The organism is Williamsia sp. DF01-3 (genome assembly GCF_023051145.1).
Lineage (GTDB): Bacteria > Actinomycetota > Actinomycetes > Mycobacteriales > Mycobacteriaceae > Williamsia.
This window is the reverse complement of sequence record NZ_JALKFS010000005.1, coordinates 538,795-557,863: the sequence shown is the minus strand read 5'-3', so window position 1 is coordinate 557,863 and position 19,069 is coordinate 538,795. Positions and strand designations below refer to the sequence as shown.

Here is a 19,069-nt window from a genome sequence, read left to right as displayed (position 1 = left end):
CACGGCTGCTCGAGTCTCCCACTGTGTAGCGAGCGATCCGATCTGGCGGCGCGTCTGGTTGGTTCTCGGCCAGGGCCGGTTTGCGGGGAGCAACATGCCCGCTCAGAGCGCGACGAGATAGGCGAAGACGATGAAAAAGGGGACTGCGAAGAGGATTACAAGCACTGCGATCACAATCACGAGCGCAACGAGGGCACCGGTTCCCGCGACCCTACGGCGATTCTCGGAGGAAGGTGGTTTCTCACTCAACTGAACAGTCCCATGGCGCGCCGCCTGGCTCGATCGTCCGTGCTATCACTTCCCCTTTCATCGTAACGCGGAGACGGGGGCTTGCGGCAAGACCCTGTTTGTCGTGCACAATCGCCCGGCAACCGACACGCGGAGGGGTTCTCGATGGCAGATATGGCGGATACGCCGGAACGTTTTGTGGTGCACGAGTCCGGGGCCTACTTTCACGGCACCAAAGCCGACCTGCGGGTTGGGGAGTACCTCGTGCCCGGTCATCGCTCGAACTACCGCGACGACCACATCTCGAACTACGTCTACATGACGAAGGTGTTGGACGGCGCGGTCCTGGCAGCGGAAATGGCCGTGGGCGATGGGCCCTGCCGCGTCTACATCGTGGAGCCCGCCGACGACGTCGAGGACGACCCCAACGTCACCGACAAGAAGTTCCCCGGGAATCCAACTCACTCCTATCGGAGCGCCCAGCCGGTGAAGGTCATCGGCGAGATGACCGACTGGGTGGGGCATTCCCCTGAGTACCTTCGTCAATTTCGCGCCGGCCTGGACGCGCTGCGACGCCGCGGAGATGCAGTCCTGTACGACTAGCGGCCGTGATCTCGGTCAACCGGGGACGAGCACGTTGACAGTTCCCTGGAAAATCGCCATGAGCGTCAACGGCTTCCCTGTCCCGTACGTCGCGGCGAGCAGGTATCCCATCGCGCACTCCCCCGGTGATGGTTTCGAGTCGGAGCCGCTTCCCCAGTGGGCGGTTACTCGTTGTCGTTCCGCAACAACTTGCCGACCTCTGTGGATTCGACGTCCCGGTGCCCGCGTATCAGGCGATGACTTCTTCGGGTCGCCGGCGCAAATATCCAACGCCCAGGAGGGCCGGAGATCTCGATCCGATGCGCTCGACGCCAGGACCCCTCGGACACCGATAGTTCATATCGAACCTCGTCAAGGGTCAGGTTGTTGCGGCCGGCGTCGCCGTCGATGGAGAGGTCGGTCGACGCGGTGGGAATCGACTCGCCACTGACCACAACCTGGCCATTGTCATCACGATCCAACAGGATCAGACCGTAGTGAGAGTCCACCAACTCCTGAGTAGGCATAGCCCATGCTATGCCGAATCATGTTGTTTCAGCGTCGCTTAACTCCACGAATCTCGCAACAAACGGATCCCACCTTCACCGCAACGGGGAGTGAAGAGCTGGTGAAGTCGGCGTTGATGACTCCCGGGGGCCAAGTCGACGAACCTAGGGTCAGGTTCATGAAAAAACCATGACAAAAGCTTCTTTGGCGGCTATCACCGTAGCTGCGGCCGGTGTGCTCAGCGTACTGGGAGCTCCTGCTGCGTCGGCCAATTCGTTCTCCACCAGCACGCAGGGTGGAACCGCCAGTTACAACGACGGTGACGATCAGTTCTGCGCGTTCGCCTGGAATACCGAAGGGGTACGGACTGTACGGGTGACACTGACCGCGATCAGCCGCTCGGGTCCCGGACACGACTTCACCGAGCGAAACACCTACGCCGGCGGCGGCGCGGGCAACACCTGCCGCAGCCTGGCCACCGCGTACGAGGACACCCAGTACAAGGCCGTGATCCGTGGTTACTGGGGCGAGAAAGGCACCACCGAGACCAAGACGGTCTACTTCTACAGCTGACCTCGGGCGTACGTCGACGCCACAATGCTTCTTGAAATTTCTTCGGAGCCGCCATTCGCAACACCGATGCGTTTGGCGGCTTGGTCGTTCGCTCGCCATACACGGGCCCTATAAGTCCTTGCCCGTCGGCATTTGCCCAAACTACTGTGCTCAGTCATGGACAGGACGAGCCATGCCTGAACTGGCACTCAGGCGAGCCGAAGAGCGGGATACAGTTCGGCTGGTCGAGGTCTGGCGCGCCGCAGTAGAGGCAACCCACCACTTCCTCACCCCCTCGGATGTCGACGGGTACTCAGAGCGTCTGGCAGCAGAGTTCTTTCCGACGGTCGAACTCGTGGTCGCCGAATTGGGCGGCCGCGTAGTCGGTTTCAGCGGCACCACGGACGGTCGGCTCGAGATGTTGTTCGTCGATCCCACAACACACGGCCGCGGAGTGGGTACAGCGCTGCTGTATCGAGCCGTTCAGGCACAGGGCACCATCGATGTCGATGTGAACGAACAGAACCCGGACGCAGTCGCCTTCTACGAACGACGAGGGTTCGAGCAGATCGGCCGTTCGCCGCTTGATTCGGACGGCCGCCCGTTCCCCCTTCTGCACTTGCGTCGCACCGTTGGTTCAGACACAGGTTCAGTCAGCGACGCACAGCAACCCTGACAAGGGAGAGGAAACCATGTCCACGCCGTCCGCCCAAGGAACTCCCGGTATCGATCTGCCCGACCACCGGGGAAGAACGGGGCTCGACCAAGCAGGTCGCGACCTCACCAGCAACAAGCGTGTTGTGGTCCGCGACGTTGAGCTGTCTTCGCAGGGTTGGCATGTGCTGCGACGCACGACTTTTGATTACCAGCGCCACGACGGCGAGTGGGTCACCCAACAACGGGAAACCTACGACCGGGGCAACGGCGCAACCATCTTGCTCTACGACAACGCACGGGGTGTGGTGCTGTTGACGAGGCAGTTCAGATTTCCGGTGTATGTCAACGGCCACCCGGACGGCATGCTGATCGAGACGGCGGCCGGACTGCTGGACGACGACGACCCGGCCACCGCCATCCGACGCGAAGCCCACGAGGAGCTCGGGGTGAGGGTCGGCCCACTTCACCACGTGTTTGATGTGTTCATGAGCCCAGGGTCGGTCACCGAGCGCATTCATTTCTACGCCGCGCCCTACACCACGTCCGACGTGGACGGCCCCGGTGGAGGTGTCGCTGGCGAGGGCGAAGACATCGAACGGCTTGAGATCCCATTCACCGATGCGCTGGCCATGACCGCCGACGGCCGGATCGCAGACGCCAAGACGATCATGTTGCTTCAGTGGGCAGCACTCAACGGCGTGATGACGTCCAAGACAACCGATCAGTAGAGGCGGCCCGGCGCGGGGTGACCGGAGACGAGGGCTCGTTGTCTGAGAATGGGCGCCGTCCTCGGGGCGGGACCCGGCAGTCTCAACGTCCTCGTTTCGCGTCGTACAGCGCAGCGTCTGCCTGGTCGAGGAGGTCGGAAATGGTTGTGGCACCGGCATCCTCGGTGGCAACACCGACACTCGCCTCGGGAACCACAGACCGGAGCTCATCGATGACGTCCGATGCAGATGTCTGTCCGGTACCGGCGATGAGAAGAGCGAACTCGTCGCCGCCGAGGCGGGCGAGAACAGCGCCTCTCGGGACCACCGAACTCCACCGCTGGGCGTACTCGATCAGTCGTTGATCGCCCACCTGGTGTCCCAGAGAGTCGTTCACGTTCTTGAAATCGTCGATGTCGAAGACCGCGACCGTGATGGTGGCGTGAGCTGACCGTGCGCGCGCGAGTTGTTCGGTGGTCGCGATCTCCCAACCGGCCCTGTTCAGCACGCCCGTCAATGGATCGGTGCACGCGATGGTGACGAGTGACCGTGTCACCAGCCCGAAAGACTCTGCCGCTCCGACGATCGCGACTGCGAAGACGACGTAGGTGATCCCGAGCTTGTGCGCCGGCCCGATCGCCAGGGCCACGCACGTCGCGGCGGTGAGGAAGATGACCATCATCCACGCACGCTTGGGCGGATAGAACGCCCGAATGTACATGGCCAGGAACATCACCGCGATCAGGCAGGGGAAGTCGTAGATGATCGAGTTGTGGAATGCGATGACCACCGGCGTCGCGATCATCGCCGCGACAAGCGCGGGAGCCAGCCTTGCGTGAGCGAACGCCACGTAAATCAGTGCGCCTACTCCCAAGACAACAGCGATCATGCCGCCGGTGGGGTTCGCGAGCTCGTCACTCCTCGGTGAGATCCGGTTGAGGAACACCCCGACGAAGTACAAGAACGTAGTGGCGGCCAGGTAGATGCGGAGTACGCGGACCTTCTGTTCGCGCAACATCTGACCGGCTGATCCGGACACGAGAGCGAAACGGTTCACGATGACCCCCAGCCTGTTCGGTTCGTTCCCGCCAGGACGACGTTATCGCGGAAGCGAGTCCGGTGCCCGCGACACGGGCGGCTGCCAGTAGGCGACGCCAGGTGCAGACCCGGGAACTCGCGACAACTCTGGCAGCGACCGAACGGCGCGACTCAGACGGTGATCGTGTGATGCCGACCCAGCGGCAACATCAACGGCTTCCCTGATGTGGGATCGGTGATGACCTGACTCTCCAGACCGAACACCGCGCGGACGGTGTCCTCGGTGAGAACCTCTGCGGGTTTCCCAGCGGCATGAAGTGTTCCGTCGGCGAGCGCGATCAAGTGGTCGGAGTAACGGGCCGCCATGTTCAGGTCGTGCAAGACCATGACGATGGTGGTGCCCCGTTGCTGGTTGAGGTCGGTCAGGAGATCGAGGACCTCGATCTGGTGGCTGACATCGAGAAACGTCGTGGGTTCATCGAGCAGCAGCAGATCGGTGTGCTGTGCCAGGGCCATTGCGATCCACACCCTTTGGCGTTGTCCACCGGAGAGTTCGTCGACAGGCCGATCGGCGAGAGCGGCTGTTTCGGTGGCATCAAGGGCCTCTGCGACCGCAGAATCGTCCTCTTTGCTCCACCTCGCGAACATGCCCTGATGTGGGTGGCGACCACGTCCCACCAGGTCCGCGACCGTGATGCCTTCGGGCGCGATCGGCGATTGCGGCAACAGCCCGAGCGTGCGGGCCAACTGCTTGGCGGGAGTCCGATGTACCTCTTTGCCATCGAGGACCACGCGGCCGGTGCGGGGCGCCAGCAAACGCGACATCGACCGCAACAGAGTCGATTTGCCGCACGCATTTGCCCCGACGATCGCCGTGACCTGCCCCGGAGGGATTGCCAGGTCGAGCTTTTCGATGACGTTCTTGTTGCCGTACCCGAGTGTCAGATTCTCGATGGTCAGCGAGTGTGTGGTGGTCACAGTGAGCCGCCTCCGCGGTTGGTGCGGATGATGAGGTAGATGAGATAGGGGGCGCCCATCACACCGGTGATGACTCCCACCGGGTATCGCGTATCAAACGCGAATTGACCGACGAAATCCGCCACCAGTACTAGCAACGAACCGACGAGCGCGGACGGGATGAGGAGCGAACCGTTCGGACCCACCAGCCTGGCCGCGATCGGACCGGAGAGGAAGGCGACAAATGCGATCGGGCCAGCGGCTGCCGTGGCGAACGCGATGAGCCCGACTGCGGAGACGATGACGATGAGTCGGGTGCGGTTGACCCGCACCCCGAGTGCCGACGCGGCGTCATCGCCGAGCTGAGTCATGGCGAGATTGCGAGTCTGGCTCAGCAGGATCGGGGTGAGCACTACCAGGGCGACGAGGACCGGAATCGTCTCTGTCCACGACGTTCCATTCAAACTCCCGGTCAGCCAACGCGTCGCCTCCTGCAGATCCCACTCGGCAGCCTGGTCCAGGAGATAGTCGGTGATGCTGAGCAGCATTGCGGCAAAACCGATTCCGATGAGGATCAGCCGAGTGCCCACCACGCCGCTCTTGAACGACAGGACATAGATGAGCACCGCGACCGCGAGGCTGGAGACGATCGCAAAAATCGACACCTGGGTGGCCCCAAGTGACAAGGTCACGATTGCAAAGGTGGCCGCGGCGCTTGCACCGGCGCTGATACCGATGATGTCCGGACTGGCCAGCGGGTTGCGCAACATGGTCTGAAAGGCGATGCCGGAGAAGCCGAAACACAGACCCGCGGCGACCGCGAGCACAGCGCGAGGCAGACGCAATCGTCCGACAGTGAATGTCGCACCCTGCACCTGTTCGCCCAGAATGACTTTCAGGACGTCGCCGGGTGGGTAGTACGTGTGCCCCACCATCAGGCTGACAGCGAATCCGATTGCGATCAGCACGGCGAGCATGGCGATCACGGCTTGACGCCGACGACCACGGTTCTGCCGGCTCTCGGCGATCGACTCTGCTGTCACGACAAGCACACTCACAACGTGCCCACCTTCTGGCGTCGCACGATGTAGATGAAGAACGGTGCACCGATCAGGGACGTCAGAATCGCCACGTCGATTTCGGCGGGGCGCGCGATGATTCGGCCGAGCACATCGGCGCCGGTCAACAGCGCAGCGCCGGTGATCGCCGAGAACGGCAGCAGCCAGCGATGGTCAACACCGACGATCAGTCGGCACGCGTGGGGCACCAGCAGTCCGACGAACGCGATCGGACCGGTCACGGCAGTCGAAGCGCCACAAAGGATCACCGCACCCAACGCCGCACCGCCACGAACCAGGGCAACACGCTCACCGAGCCCGGCGGCCAGATCGTCTCCCAAAGCCAACGAGTTGAGACCACGCGCCGACAACAAGCAGATCAAGAAACCGACGGCGAGGAACGGCAGCACACGTTCGATGCTGTCGAACGTGCCGCCGCCGACACCGCCCACCCGCCACGATTGCGCTACATCGGCAGTGTCGTTGCGGCCCAGCACAAGTGCGGTGACCAGGGAGAGCAGAGCCGCAGATGTCGCGGCGCCCGCCAACGCGAGCTTGAGCGGGGTGGTCCCGCCGCGCCCGAGTGATCCCACGGTGTAGACGAAGATCGCAGCGAGCGCAGCACCGACGATGGCCACCCAGATGAAGCTGGTCGACGACGTGAGACCGAAGTACGAAAGACCGATGACCACGGCAAGCGAGGCCCCCATGTTGACGCCCAGAATGCCCGGATCTGCGATGGGGTTTCTGGTCACGCCCTGCATGACCGCGCCAGACACGCCGAGGGCGCCGCCGACGATCATCGCCAACAGTGTTCGCGGAATGCGTTTTTCGACAGCAGCCTGCTCGATGCTCCCGTCAGTGCCGTCGAGCGCGCCCATCACATCAGCCCAGCCGACAAACCGTGAACCCACCTTGACCGACAGGATGGCCAAAACCACGAGCACTGCGACCGCGATCAGCAGCCACAGCGCTCGAACCCTTCTCGGGCGCCGCACTGCGGCGGCGCCCGAGAGGGCTGGGGAGGGTTCAGCCTTGCGCAGTCGGCTAGGTGTCGCCTGCTTGTCCGTCGTCACGACTTGTGAGTCACTGAACCTTGTCTGAAGCCTGCGCGAGCATCGACAGGTAGTCGTCGAGGACCCATGAGATCGACAGTGGCGTCGGGTTGGCGGCAGTGCCCAGAGGGTCGCTGCTCGGCAGGGTGACGATCGCGTCGGAGGCGACAGCCGGCATCTTCGACAGCAGCGGGTCTGCCTTGAGGGCGTTGACGAGATCGGCGCCACCATAGGTGACGATGACGTCCACGTCGTTCAGGGCGTCCACCTGTTCGGCGCTCTGCGACAGCGAGAACTTCTCGGTGCCGGCCGATGCGGTCGCGATGCTCGGCGGGGTCGCCATTCCGAGGTCTTCGAAGAACGCGGCGCGGGTGTCATGCGTTGTGTAGAAGCTGACCTCGCTGAGGTCGGTGGTGTCGACGTGGGTGAGGAACATGACGTTCTTACCGGCGATCTGGGGATGCTCGGCAGCTGCGTCGGCGATCTCCTTCTCGAGCTGGGAGACGAGTTCTTTGCCCTCGTTTTCCTTGCCGATCGCCTTGCTGTTCAGCTCGATCGTCTCGCGCCACGGTGTGCCCCAGGCGGTCACCGGGTATGCGACCACGGGAGCGATCTCGCTGAGGGTGTTGTAGTCCTCCTGCGTCAGACCCGAGTAGCCGGCGAGGATGACGTCGGGCTGGGTGTTGGCGACAGCTTCGAAGTCGACGCCGTCGGTCTCGTCGAACAGCACCGGTGTGGGCGCCTTGAGTTCCTGGAGCTTCTCCTCCACCCACGGGAGCACGCCATCACCGTCGTCATCACCGAAGTTGGCCGCCGCCATACCAACCGGCACCACTCCGAGGGCCAAAGGCACCTCGTGGTTGGCCCAGTTCACCGTCGCGACGCGTTCGGGCTTTTCGTCGATCGTCGTGGTCCCGAGGGCGTGTTGGATGGTGATCGGCGTCCAGTCGCCGTCCCCCGATCCGTTCTCGTCGGACGACGACGAGCACGCTGCGAGCCCGGTGGCCAGAAGCGCGGCCGCAGTCAATGCGACCAATCGTGATGCGCGAGGCATGGTTCCCTTTCGATCGTGATACCCCATTCCACCGACCGCGGCGGCGCCGAGGATCGGTCACCGAACGTCCGCGCGTCTTCATCTGTGACAGCAGCGGGACCCTGATCGGAGAACGGATTAGGTTTGCCTAAGTAACGTTAGGGTCCGCTGTGCAGGTTTGCAATCGAGCAAATGGGACACCGAATGTCGCGAAACGGACAAGTGGGCTCGGTCGAGTACTTGGTCTGGAAGAGTTTCGGCCATGAGAGCGGGTCGGCGAGAGACCGGGCCATGTTTACAGCCGCGAGTCCGCAATCTCAACCCAGCCAAGTCGTCAAGGTCGCCTCTCGGAATGTGCCAACGCCTGGCACCCGCGTGGACTCAAGAATGCAGGCGATGCGCCGTCGCTATCCACCGAGGATCCCAGGACGATTCGATGACGGCCCGAGCGAAGGCCCAGGCAAGTAGACGATCGCGATCGGTGGACGTGAGGTCGGCCATCCGCCCGATCATCGTCAGGGGATCGTCCTCGAAACGTCGACAGTTGAACAGGTGCTGCAGCACGTCGTAGCAGCGGTCGCCGACATAGGGCTTTGGATCGACCAAGCGCCACCCGGACGGCCCGGCCAGTACGTTCTCGGCATGTAAATCGGTGAACAAGAATGCGCGGTCGTCTGACTGGCTCGCCAACGTGCGGAACATCGTGACGCCATCGCGGGCAACCTCAGCATCGATTCGATCAGCGATCGCAGCGACGTCGGTCTCGAAGTCTGCGGCCCACAACGCGGTGAGCTCATTGAGCGGTCGTAAGGAAACATCGTCCACATTGGTCTCCCATACCGACCGCAGCAGTTCGGCGACCACTTCGTCATGGTCAGGTTCCGCGAGCAACGACCGTAGGGTGTTCCCGGGTCGTATGCGTTCGAGAAGCAGGGAGACGGTTCCTGCATCTGGGCCATCGTTTTCAGTCACTGCAGGCCCCACCCATTCACTTCGGTAGACGCGAGCGGCGCCGGCAGACTGCAGCAGCTTCAGTCCGAGCCCTTCGTCGCGGTTCTCCGGCAGTGTCGGCGCAATCTTGAGTACGAGGTCGCGACCGGAGCTATCGCGAGCAGGAGCCACCCACGATGCCTCCCCACCCGGGTCGAAGGGCGCCCCGGCGGTCACGTCCCACCGATCCTCGATATCTGCCACGATGAATGGCAGCCGCTCTATCCAAACCGGAAACGAAGTTCCGATGTTCGCCAAGAGACGCTGTGGGACAGATAGATTCAAGACTCTCTCACTCGTGGAGGCACGTACTGCAGGGGCCCTGCAGTGATGTAGGCCCACTTGTAACGCGCTCGCTAGTAATTTCGCACGCGACTCTACCCACAACCGAGCACGAATAGGCCGCGGCCAGACGAAATCTAGGTTGTCGACGCACGTATCTGTGCGGCAATGCCTTTTCGTTGCCAGTGACGAAGATACTCTGTTCTTGACTTCAAGAGAGCAGCACTCAGTACGACCGGGTCGGCGTCCGCCATCCGCTGGCACTCAGTCGGTAGTCGCCGTCGGAGTCAGTGTGTGTTCGACAGTTCATTGCCGCCCCAAGCCATTTTCGACGATATGCCCAGAACACTTGACCCGAATTGGGTCAGGCTAAGGCAGGCATACGCTGCCGAAGCATGTAGGTTCAGGTTCGGGCTCGGGTGCGCCGACCTGGATATTGCGGTAGGGGGTTGCGGTCGCTTCATCCGCGGTCAGAAACGGCGGCGTTCCCCAACTTTCAGCCCCGGGCGAAGCTGCTGTACAAGTCCAATAGATATCGTAGGAGCCGTCGGGAATTTCGGTGATACCAGCGTTCGTTCCAGCATCGCCGTCATAGATCAAATAGGTGTAGGTCCCGGTCGTCCCAGCAGGGATCTCTGGCGTTTCGAAAAACAGCCTCGCCGACAGCGTCGTGGCGGGGTTTGGGTTGCCCGCATCGGCGCCCAGGCTGGCACAGACGATCGCGTCAGAAGAGTTGTTGGTGATCGTCGCAGTTACAGTGTTGCCGGTTACTGACGGGGTCGACATGGTGACGTCTCCTGGCGCGGCCCCGGCGACTGGTGCCGTGACGCCCCAGGCCGCCGCTGCAAGGGCTGCGCTGGCTAGCAGTCTAGGAATGAATGTTCGCACAGCTTCTGACCTCGGCTCTCCCCATGAATATGCCATCGAGTGTGAACCCTTGAACACTGGTGCGGGTCAATTTGACGAAGATCGCTTATGAGTGGAACCGGCCGGTCGTTGGTCTTGAGCCGTTCCATCAGACCGCGCCAGCGCAAAGAGCCGCTCAGGAGGCCGGAATGCCGGCATAGACATCATGTACGCATGAAGCCCCAGGTATATCTGCCTCAGGCTTCTCGCAGGTTCCGAATCTCGCTGCTAGCAGACAAATTTCGTCAGCAATCGGAAGGATCTTGTGTCTGATCAGTCTCAGGCTGCGTCGGGCAGATCGCACATACGGTTCCTCCGGCATGAGTTGTCAGTGTTCTGCAAGATGCCACACCACCCGCTATGTCATCGCATGCTTCTCAGCAGACGTCAGTATCGTAGACAGTGGCGCGGAGGTATCGCTTCTGCGTAAAGGTGGAGAGTCAGCATGGGGTTCAAGTTCTACGCCGATGGCGACAGCAACGGCCTGATCCGCATCGATCCGATCAGCGGCGACGGCGAGCAATACCAGCCGAGAGCAGACCAGTGGCGGTGGCAGCCAACCGCAGCTGCGAAGACTCGTTTCTCCGGCGACTATGAACCCGTGAGCGACGCACAGTCCCGCATCATCGCCAAGAACATGCGCACACGGTTTGCGCTTCCCTAGTAGAGCAAGTGCCCATTCAAGTTCGATGGTTGCTCGGCCGGCGAAGGTTGCGTGATCGGGTGCAACCAATCGCGGCGATGGTTGTAACCAGCAGTGCCAGGGCCGAGCGCTTCACCTGATCGAGGCTACGACTGTGGTGCTGGTTCGGTGGCGCGAATGACCTCGAACGGTTCGGCGTATCGGGTATGGGGTAATTGACGCGCCCAGTAGCGAGCAGTGGTCACGACGAGCTCGGGATCGAGGTAGTGCCGGGTCGATTGCGACCGATACTGCTTCAACACAGCAACTTTCGCATCAACCGTGTCTTCGACGGGAACGAACTTGGTGGGCGCGAACCCGTTCCGCGAGGACGGCGATTGATAGCAAAACACCTGCTGCACCCGTCGCGCGGCGATCAACGCCTTCTCGTGTACCGCCCGGTGGTCTTGATGGCTGTCGGCCGCTGAATGCACATAGACCGTCGTGGGCCGGACCGCGGCGATGACCTGCTCGATGATCGTGGTCATCTCACCCGCCTCCCCTAATCTTGTGTCCGGCAAATCTGCCATCAACAGTTGGGCCGACATGGCCATGGCCGCAGCGGCGGCCTCGGCCCGCCGGGCCTGGGCAGGCCCACCCACCGCGCCGCCACTGAGCGTCAACACGGTGACCGGGTGACCCAACAAGCTGTGTCGCAACAGGGTTGCCCCGCAACCGATCTCCACATCATCAGGGTGAGCACCGACCGCCAAGACGCGCTCGGCGCCCTCGGCTGCAGTCGGCGCCAAAGCGCCGACGAGTGCGTCATGGTCGTCAGGATCCACGACCTCGGTGAACCCCGCACGCAGCGCCACCAGCAACCCCGCCGCAGCCGCATCCGAGCCAGCCAGCACGCAGACCCGAATCTGCCGACCACGCCTCAATGCGCCGACCACAGCAACCGCCCTGTCATCAAGGGCCGCGCTGTCGATGAGCATTACCGCCGGTGCCCCAGAGGAAGATACAAAGCCCTCGGTGTCACTCACCGCGAGCCGGACCGGGAGATAACCACTGTCGGTCAGGACATCGATCACCGTGTCGACGGTGCGCGACGCCCACACAATCGCCACCCGCTGCGGCGCAGTGGCCACGCGCACCACACCGGTCGGTAATTGACCCGGAACAGACGGACCATTCGACAACACGTACTCCTTCGTCGGCTAACAATCCGAACGGTACCCAGTAGGCCACCGGTTATGCGTAGTGCACGCCGAGATGGGCCGCGGGGTCGCGAATCCATGCACAGATGGCGGCGCGCTCGCCTGGCATCGGTCGTTGCTCCGTTACTCGCGGCGTCCCAACCACAACCCACCACACCCCACGAGCCGACCATGTCTTCTGGCCACAACCACCGCGGCGTCCTACCGACTGCAATCTCCGCAAGTGTCGTGGGTGAGCCCGTCACCGTTAGAGGTTCACTCAGCCAACACGTAAGCACTTCACCAACACTGCTCGGCTGGAACGCATTCCGGGCCCTTGACGGCTCACTTGCATTTTGCAAGTATGGTTCTTATGAGCCTCTTCATCACCTGCCCCGTCGAGAACGTCGAACGCACGACCGCCTTCTACACAGCCCTCGGATGGACCCTGAACGCCGAAATGTCCGACCACAACGTGTCGTGTTTCGCGATTGCTCCCGATCAGTACGTAATGCTCGGCAGTCGCGAGATGTACGCGAGCGTCGGCGGCGTCGAGGAGCTGGTCGGCGGACCTCAGACCCCCTCGAAGGTCACGGTTTCGTTCGACCTCGACAGCCGCCAGGCGGTCGACGACCTCGTCGAGCGCGCCGCCGCGGCCGGCGGGCGAATCGGTGACACCGATGACTACCCCTTCATGTACCAGCGCCAGTTCGACGATCTCGACGGCTACCACTATTCGCCGTTCTGGATGAAGCCGGACGCCGAACCGACCACGTGAGCGACCTTGCCGCTGCCCTCGACATCGTCGGAGCACGGTGGGCCCTGCTCATCGTTGAGCGACTGCTCGACGGGCCACAGCGGTACGGCGATCTGCAGCGCGACCTCGGCGTTCCGACGAACATGCTCGCGACCCGCCTGCGTGAGCTCGAAGCGGCCGGCGTACTGACCCGCCTGCCCCTCCGACACAACACCCGGGCCTACGCGCTGACCGATCGCGGGCTGGCATTGCGCGAAGCGATCGATGCGCTAGGACGCTGGGGCAAGAAGGACTCGTAAAGGGTGTCGCGGCAACGCGATTCACTCTGACAAGCCCGTCCGCAGCTACTGCGGCCACAAGCAGCACCCTTCAGATCGTCGAGTGGCATACCCATACAGTTGCAGAGCCGCCGCGTCGGGGGAGCCCGTTCCGACACCGAGCATGGCTGTCTGTGGTGCGATCGTGGCTGTGGTTCCTTCCTGGGATGAGTTGATCGAAGTAAATCGTGCGACCGCGGGGCGACCGATTCGAGCAGTTGTGCACTACGCCGGCAATGCCGCGATGGGTTGGACATCGCAACGGATCTGGTTCGCGCCACCGGATCGGTGGCGAGTCGAAGGTGTTGACGGAGTAGTGCAGCGGATCTCGAACGATGAGTTCGACTATCGGCGCGTCGACTCCTCATTGCGCCGCCGCCGCATTCCAGGGTGGACACCTGATCGTCCTGTCTATGCGCGTTTGGAACCACCAAGCGAGCTGTTCGTGGCCCATCGGCGATGGCCCGCCCCGCAACCGCCCGCGCCGCAGCCGGCGAATACCGCGGCTAGCCCCGTTGATGTGAAAGTCGGACGTTCAGGGTTGGTCCCGATGACAGGTGAATACCGCGGTGCCGAGAGGCCTCCGATGTTCGAGCCCACTGGTCCTGCTGAAGCAGTAATGGTGCGCGGCCGCGCCGGGTGGACAGTCCCGTGTGTCATGCCCAGGGTTACCCAGCATCCCGTGCCGGTGACCCTCACCTTCGACGCTGAGACAGGTGTTGTCATCGGCCGCAACGCGGGCCAGCCCTACGACACCGTCGAAGTCTCCGACCTGGCACTCGACGAACCCATCGACCCCACTGTGTTCGAGTGGGACGGGGAGTACATCGATGCTGATGCTCTCGAGGAGCAGCGGCAAGCAGAGATTGCCGCCCACCAATCTGTTCTCGAACAGATCCCGCCCTTCATTCCGACAACATGGCCCCGCCCCGATCTGCAAACGTTCCTGGAGAAGGGCGACCCGGACACGTGGGCGCTGCATATGATGCTCTTCGATTCAACGGGTTTCGACGGCGCACTGTCGCGGTGGCCGATCGGCACTCGCCGGCCGTTTTATGTCGCAACGCGCCACCCGCATACTCATTCATGGTCCGACGACCACTGGACCTATGCGATCGATACCGAGCAGCCCCTTCCCGACTCTGAAGCACGGCAGATACAGCGGTTAATCCCGACGGTTGTTCCTCCGGCCAGAATGCAGGAAGAGGCCCGCCGCGCTGCGGCGGCCATCACCGCTGCCGCGGACATTCACGCTGAACAGGTCCTCTACACCGGTCCAGTGCATGTGCACTACGGCTTCTTCACCCTGACCGCCTTTCCTGACGCTCCCGTCCCCGACCCCGATGCCGAACCATTCGCCGGCCAATCAAACGGCCTGTGCGGGACCGCCGCCGCACCCCTGGCGCACGTCCGCACCGGCCTGCACACCGGCGCCGTTGACGTCGAAGTGATCCTCTCGCCCACCCGACCACCCGTCGACAGCGACCGCTGGGATGAGGTGGTCGAACTCGACTACCACGTCGAAACGCCCACCACAATGCTGGCAGGCTTCTCCGGCGGTACAGCCCTCGCAATTCCGCTGGGCCACTATCGAATGCGATTCAGCGCACGACACATGGACCAAGCCCACGGCGCCGACACCGGCAACCACATCGACACCTACCAACTGCTTCTCTGGCCCAGCGACCCATCCGCACGATCAGCGAGTCCGACCGACACAATTCTCAAGGCCACATCCAACATCGCCAAGTCTCGCCACGCCAACCCAAACTGACCACCATCAACACAACCTGTTTGGCTGCGATTAGTTTCGCCATCCTGTGCGGTCTATCTACCTGTGCCAGTCGATCCGATCATCCAGGAGTCCCCCTTGTCCCGCACCCGAGTCCACAACATGAACGTCTCGCTGGACGGCTATGCCGCGGGCGAGTACGTCACCTTTGACGCCCCGATCGGCGATGCTGGCCAGCTATTCGATTGGTTCGACGGACGCGTCATCCACGGGATCGACGACGTAGACGACCCAATCACCCTGGACCGGGCCGTGACCAGTCTGTGGGGCCAGGGCATCGGCGCGGAAATCATGGGCCGTCGCAAGTTCGGCCCCCAAACCGGCGACTGGCCTGACGACGGGTGGCGGGGTTGGTGGGGCGATGAACCACCCTTTCAGACCCCAGTGTTCGTCATGACCCACCATTCACGCCCGAGCATCGAGTTTTCCAACGGCACCGCCTTCCACTTCGTCGATGCGCCACCCCAAGAAGTGCTTCGCATGGCCCGGGAAGCGGCCAACGGCAGGGACATCCGTCTTGGTGGAGGGCCGTCAACCGTGCGGCAGTTCCTGGAAGCCGACCTTGTTGACTTCATGCACCTGGCGATCGTGCCCATCACGCTTGGGCGGGGCGTATCTCTCTTGGACGGCCTACTTGGTGTCGAAGACGGTTTCATGGTCGAGACCGTCACTTCACCAAGCGGGCTCACCCATCAATTCTGGAACAAAGCTCGCCATACCTGAACCGAATCCAAGCTGCGCCCGGCAACGTTGCACCGCAGATCAATAGCTAGCGCGCGGATACACGCTCACACTTTGCCAATCTCAGGGTAGGCGGCGGCTTCTCGCGACAACGACACTCGAGCGCAAACTCTGCCTACGTCTGCCGAGTCTCGTCGATCTTATGTCTAGCGGCGGATTCGATCGGCTGCCGCAGCTATCCGGAAAGGGCGGCCTGACCGACTAGCTCGTTGTGTCGAGGTCGAAAAGTAATGACTCCTGGCGCACCTGACCGGTCACGCTCTCGGTCACTCCTTGACGTGACGCTCATGTTGCGGGATATGTTCTTTCGATGGGGTGGCGGGGGTTCCAGGGACAGTGGAAGTTTCTCGTCCTAGCGTTGGCAGCGTTGCTGGCTGCTGCAACGGTGTGCGCCTACTTCGTGGCCGGCAATCTGTCTCGTGACGAGCCACGGGCGCGGACCCACGATCTTGGCGTACTGCCCTCAAGGGCTTGGACTCTCGATGTAGCTGCGATAGCCGGGAACTCAGCTGGCGTTCTGTTGACACTGCCGCAAACACTGGACTCGTACTATGGGTATGGAGCAGTTCTCGACGCTCCGACCATGCTCGTGGGCGCGATCGGTACACCCACTGCCAAAGACGCCAGCGGCAGCCAACGTGTCGACGCCGTCACCTTGGTTGGCATCAGCCGCGATGATGGGACCGCTCAGTGGAGACGCCCCATCGGAGCCGTCACCCAGTGCGCTGATCAACTCGATTCGGGGATCATCGCGTGCTGGGACAGCAAGCGCATCGTTTTCGTTGATACCGCCACCGGGAAACTGCTGTCCGAGAATGAACCTGATTTCACCGTAGGGCAGGGCCAGGTCATCGCCGGCACCGCGTTCGTCTCTGGTGTTCAAACGAACGGATCTAGACACAAGCTCGAACTGACAAGCGGAACGCCCACGGACCCGTCTGCTTCCTATCATCGCTCCTTCGACATCGCTGGGCCTCTGACGGCGGTTGACGAAATAGTGCCGTCTCAAAACACGCTTGTCCTCACGACCCAGACTGGCGAGAACCCGATCTACCAATCGACCGTGTATCACCTCGACAGCGGAACTCCACGCTTCACCATCGGTAGTAACACGCTGCGCGTTGTGGGTGATGGACTCTTCCTGGCGACACAGCCTTCAGATTTGAACCCCCTTGGGATACAACAACTCATCTCCCGCGCGGGGTCCCCCATCCTCACCGCGCCCGTACCGGCATACACACACGAGACTCTGCCCACCGCAACAATTGGCCCGCCACCGGTACTACTCGGCGACGGCGCGTACGACCCCTCTAGCGGCCTACAACTGTGGCGCGATCCACGGATGTTGACCTATGGTTCCGACTGGGTCAGCACCGCTCGGGCATTGGCGGGTGCGACAGTCATCGTAGCGTCCGCCGACACTCAATCGCTGATCGGGCTCGATCAGCAATCCGGACAACAGCTTTGGCGCACACCGTGGACCGACGCCTACTGGATACACGGTGGAATCACCGACGGTGAGTATTACGCGTTCACTGATTACACCGGGCTACATTCGCTTCGGGTCGCCGACGGGGCGATAGTCTGGTCCCTCCCTCTTCCATCGGGTGCAGACCCACGGTCTGCAACTATCTCAGATGCCGGCGGCGACATCCTGCTCACCACCGGCGCAGAAATTTCCCTGTGGCGACAGGACAACTAGCCTCGATTGATGACTTGAGTGCACGGCCGGGCACGGCTCCGATGGCCGGAACATTGGGTGGGAGGCTTGGGGTGAGGTTCATGGGTGGGCACACGATGGTGGGGTTTACCCTATCGCTGGTAGGTCTGTTCGCTATGGGATGTCTGGGGGTCGTTAGCTGCACCCCGGCCAGCGAGCCAGGCGCCAGTCCCGCATCGACGCCGGACAAGACGATCAAGGCAACAGCAAAACCTCTCTGGGTGTACCCGGCAGATACCGATTGCGGCACAGCCGAGGTGACCGGCAACGTGACTCCTGATCAGTTCGTCGATTCAATGCTTACCAGCGCCCTCCTCAGCCGGTACGGCACGTTCACCCGCGAGGAACTGCTGATGAATGGTGCGATCGCAAGACTGTTCTACGAGACACCGCCGAGTGGGCAACGAGATTATGTTCAGGCTGCGTGCCCTCCGTACCTCAGGTCGGGGCCTGCGAATGCCCCAATTGGTCTACTGCTTTACGCCGGGTACTCGTCCTGCAACGGGTTTCGGTCCATGTACGGCACGGTCGACATCTCTTACCTAGTCGAGTCCAACACACCCGATCCTGACACCGCCGCAATCCAACTGGCCGCGCTCTATTCACTCTGCCCGCAGTTTCGGAAAATCAGTTGACTCGCGGACGCGGATTGGAGGGTCTTCAGGTGGCGGGATGGGCACGTAACCGCTCGTGCCGAATGTGACCTGCACCCCTCTACGGGCCAGACCCGTAGAGAAATACTGCAACATAACGCGTAATGTCCACTTCCGCCTTCACAACTGCAGAACGATGGCCCACCAGCGTCCAGTCACGTTGATTGACATAAGAAACAGTGTTGCTTCTACCCGTTGCCCTGCAACGTATTCGCCACAAGAACGAAAGCCCGATCATCCGGGCGGCTATCACCGCCTGGAGTACTGGGCGGGAGCGCCAGCGTCGGGGTTGGCAGTGACGATGTCTAAGTCCTGTTGCGCAAGCAGTCGATTGATCGCATTGCTGCTAGCTCCGATTCCGGCCCAATGCTGGTCGACGTCCGATGCAATGCACCAGGCGTGATCGGCTGGCCAGACGAATGCTGCCGGGTTGTGTCCGGTTTCGCGGACGCCCCACTGCCCGAAGTCAGCCAGAGGACCGTGGAGTAGGTAGTAGGTCCGGTTGGGAATGTGCATCCGGGCGCTCTGCCGCATGAGGTCGGAGGAGTTTGGCCACCCGTCCCAGATCGCGTAGTAGCAGTCGTCTGGGGTGCTGGTCGCAGAATTCATGAGTTCGCAGAGTCTTCCGACTTTGGCCTGGTCGTTTGAGGGCCCATCAGGTTGGTCGTCGGTGTCATCGTCGTCGTCGATCGGATCAGGCATGAACCGCAAGCGAG

General features: G+C 62.3%; 21 protein-coding genes. 11 read left to right on the top strand and 10 right to left on the bottom strand.

What is annotated here, in order from left to right; translation table 11 throughout:
- The first annotated feature begins 402 nt into the window (after window positions 1-402).
- Window positions 403-831 carry an NAD(+)--rifampin ADP-ribosyltransferase gene (gene arr / locus MVA47_RS04520; protein ID WP_247210584.1) on the top strand — a complete coding sequence of 143 codons (429 nt, stop codon included), beginning with the start codon at window positions 403-405 and terminating at the stop codon, window positions 829-831.
- A 164-nt stretch (window positions 832-995) separates the two neighbouring features.
- Here arr and MVA47_RS04515 read toward each other — a convergent pair whose 3' ends face one another.
- On the bottom strand, window positions 996-1,319 hold the full coding sequence (locus tag MVA47_RS04515; RefSeq protein ID WP_247206848.1) for a hypothetical protein: 324 nt from the start codon (window positions 1,317-1,319) through the stop codon (window positions 996-998).
- Window positions 1,320-1,506: 187 nt separating this feature from the next.
- Here MVA47_RS04515 and MVA47_RS04510 point away from each other — a divergent pair, with 187 nt between their 5' ends.
- The 3 genes from MVA47_RS04510 to MVA47_RS04500 all read left to right on the top strand — a co-directional run bounded on the left by MVA47_RS04510 (window position 1,507) and on the right by MVA47_RS04500 (window position 3,254).
- The gene (locus MVA47_RS04510; RefSeq protein WP_247206847.1) at window positions 1,507-1,890 is read left to right on the top strand and encodes a hypothetical protein; all 384 of its coding nucleotides are present in this window, start codon (window positions 1,507-1,509) and stop codon (window positions 1,888-1,890) included.
- Window positions 1,891-2,062: 172 nt separating this feature from the next.
- Complete coding sequence (locus MVA47_RS04505; RefSeq protein WP_247206846.1) at window positions 2,063-2,545, top strand: acetyltransferase; 483 nt, start codon at window positions 2,063-2,065, stop codon at window positions 2,543-2,545.
- Between the two features lie 16 nt (window positions 2,546-2,561).
- Window positions 2,562-3,254 (top strand): NUDIX domain-containing protein, encoded by a 693-nt coding sequence (locus MVA47_RS04500; RefSeq protein ID WP_247206845.1) that lies wholly within the window; start codon window positions 2,562-2,564, stop codon window positions 3,252-3,254.
- A gap of 82 nt (window positions 3,255-3,336) precedes the next feature.
- Here MVA47_RS04500 and MVA47_RS04495 read toward each other — a convergent pair whose 3' ends face one another.
- The 7 genes from MVA47_RS04495 to MVA47_RS04465 all read right to left on the bottom strand — a co-directional run bounded on the left by MVA47_RS04495 (window position 3,337) and on the right by MVA47_RS04465 (window position 10,432).
- Window positions 3,337-4,290, bottom strand: coding sequence for a diguanylate cyclase (locus MVA47_RS04495; RefSeq protein ID WP_247206844.1), 954 nt, complete (start codon window positions 4,288-4,290; stop codon window positions 3,337-3,339).
- Window positions 4,291-4,442: 152 nt separating this feature from the next.
- Window positions 4,443-5,249, bottom strand: coding sequence for an ABC transporter ATP-binding protein (locus tag MVA47_RS04490; RefSeq protein ID WP_247206843.1), 807 nt, complete (start codon window positions 5,247-5,249; stop codon window positions 4,443-4,445).
- Window positions 5,246-6,286 (bottom strand): iron chelate uptake ABC transporter family permease subunit, encoded by a 1,041-nt coding sequence (locus MVA47_RS04485; protein ID WP_247206842.1) that lies wholly within the window; start codon window positions 6,284-6,286, stop codon window positions 5,246-5,248. Before MVA47_RS04485 ends, MVA47_RS04490 begins: the two co-directional genes overlap by 4 nt.
- Window positions 6,283-7,284, bottom strand: coding sequence for an iron ABC transporter permease (locus MVA47_RS04480; protein ID WP_247210582.1), 1,002 nt, complete (start codon window positions 7,282-7,284; stop codon window positions 6,283-6,285). The genes MVA47_RS04485 and MVA47_RS04480 overlap by 4 nt, the downstream gene beginning before the upstream one ends.
- 88 nt (window positions 7,285-7,372) lie before the next feature.
- A complete protein-coding gene (locus tag MVA47_RS04475) occupies window positions 7,373-8,395 on the bottom strand; it encodes an iron-siderophore ABC transporter substrate-binding protein (RefSeq protein ID WP_247206841.1) in 1,023 nt (340 codons plus the stop codon).
- 360 nt (window positions 8,396-8,755) lie between these two features.
- Complete coding sequence (locus MVA47_RS04470; RefSeq protein WP_247206840.1) at window positions 8,756-9,541, bottom strand: aminoglycoside phosphotransferase family protein; 786 nt, start codon at window positions 9,539-9,541, stop codon at window positions 8,756-8,758.
- A gap of 474 nt (window positions 9,542-10,015) precedes the next feature.
- Window positions 10,016-10,432: a hypothetical protein gene (locus MVA47_RS04465; RefSeq protein ID WP_247206839.1), complete on the bottom strand. Its 417-nt coding sequence runs from the start codon at window positions 10,430-10,432 to the stop codon at window positions 10,016-10,018.
- A 565-nt stretch (window positions 10,433-10,997) separates the two neighbouring features.
- Here MVA47_RS04465 and MVA47_RS04460 point away from each other — a divergent pair.
- On the top strand, window positions 10,998-11,216 hold the full coding sequence (locus MVA47_RS04460) for a hypothetical protein (protein ID WP_247206838.1): 219 nt from the start codon (window positions 10,998-11,000) through the stop codon (window positions 11,214-11,216).
- Window positions 11,217-11,341: 125 nt separating this feature from the next.
- Here MVA47_RS04460 and MVA47_RS04455 read toward each other — a convergent pair whose 3' ends face one another.
- Entirely contained in the window at window positions 11,342-12,376 is a 1,035-nt protein-coding gene (locus MVA47_RS04455; RefSeq protein ID WP_247206837.1) for a PIG-L deacetylase family protein, read from the bottom strand.
- 370 nt (window positions 12,377-12,746) lie between these two features.
- Here MVA47_RS04455 and MVA47_RS04450 point away from each other — a divergent pair, with 370 nt between their 5' ends.
- The 6 genes from MVA47_RS04450 (at window position 12,747) to MVA47_RS04425 (ending at window position 18,335) form a co-directional block, all read left to right on the top strand.
- Window positions 12,747-13,151 (top strand): VOC family protein, encoded by a 405-nt coding sequence (locus MVA47_RS04450; RefSeq protein ID WP_247206836.1) that lies wholly within the window; start codon window positions 12,747-12,749, stop codon window positions 13,149-13,151.
- Window positions 13,148-13,429: a helix-turn-helix domain-containing protein gene (locus MVA47_RS04445; protein WP_247206835.1), complete on the top strand. Its 282-nt coding sequence runs from the start codon at window positions 13,148-13,150 to the stop codon at window positions 13,427-13,429. Before MVA47_RS04450 ends, MVA47_RS04445 begins: the two co-directional genes overlap by 4 nt.
- Window positions 13,430-14,105: 676 nt before the next feature.
- A complete protein-coding gene (locus MVA47_RS04440) occupies window positions 14,106-15,221 on the top strand; it encodes a hypothetical protein (RefSeq protein WP_247206834.1) in 1,116 nt (371 codons plus the stop codon).
- Between the two features lie 96 nt (window positions 15,222-15,317).
- On the top strand, window positions 15,318-15,962 hold the full coding sequence (locus MVA47_RS04435) for a dihydrofolate reductase family protein (protein ID WP_247206833.1): 645 nt from the start codon (window positions 15,318-15,320) through the stop codon (window positions 15,960-15,962).
- Window positions 15,963-16,290: 328 nt separating this feature from the next.
- The gene (locus MVA47_RS04430; RefSeq protein WP_247206832.1) at window positions 16,291-17,682 is read left to right on the top strand and encodes a PQQ-binding-like beta-propeller repeat protein; all 1,392 of its coding nucleotides are present in this window, start codon (window positions 16,291-16,293) and stop codon (window positions 17,680-17,682) included.
- A gap of 80 nt (window positions 17,683-17,762) precedes the next feature.
- Complete coding sequence (locus MVA47_RS04425) at window positions 17,763-18,335, top strand: hypothetical protein (protein ID WP_247206831.1); 573 nt, start codon at window positions 17,763-17,765, stop codon at window positions 18,333-18,335.
- Between the two features lie 267 nt (window positions 18,336-18,602).
- Here MVA47_RS04425 and MVA47_RS04420 read toward each other — a convergent pair whose 3' ends face one another.
- Window positions 18,603-19,055, bottom strand: coding sequence for a hypothetical protein (locus tag MVA47_RS04420; RefSeq protein WP_247206830.1), 453 nt, complete (start codon window positions 19,053-19,055; stop codon window positions 18,603-18,605).
- Window positions 19,056-19,069: the final 14 nt, after the last annotated feature.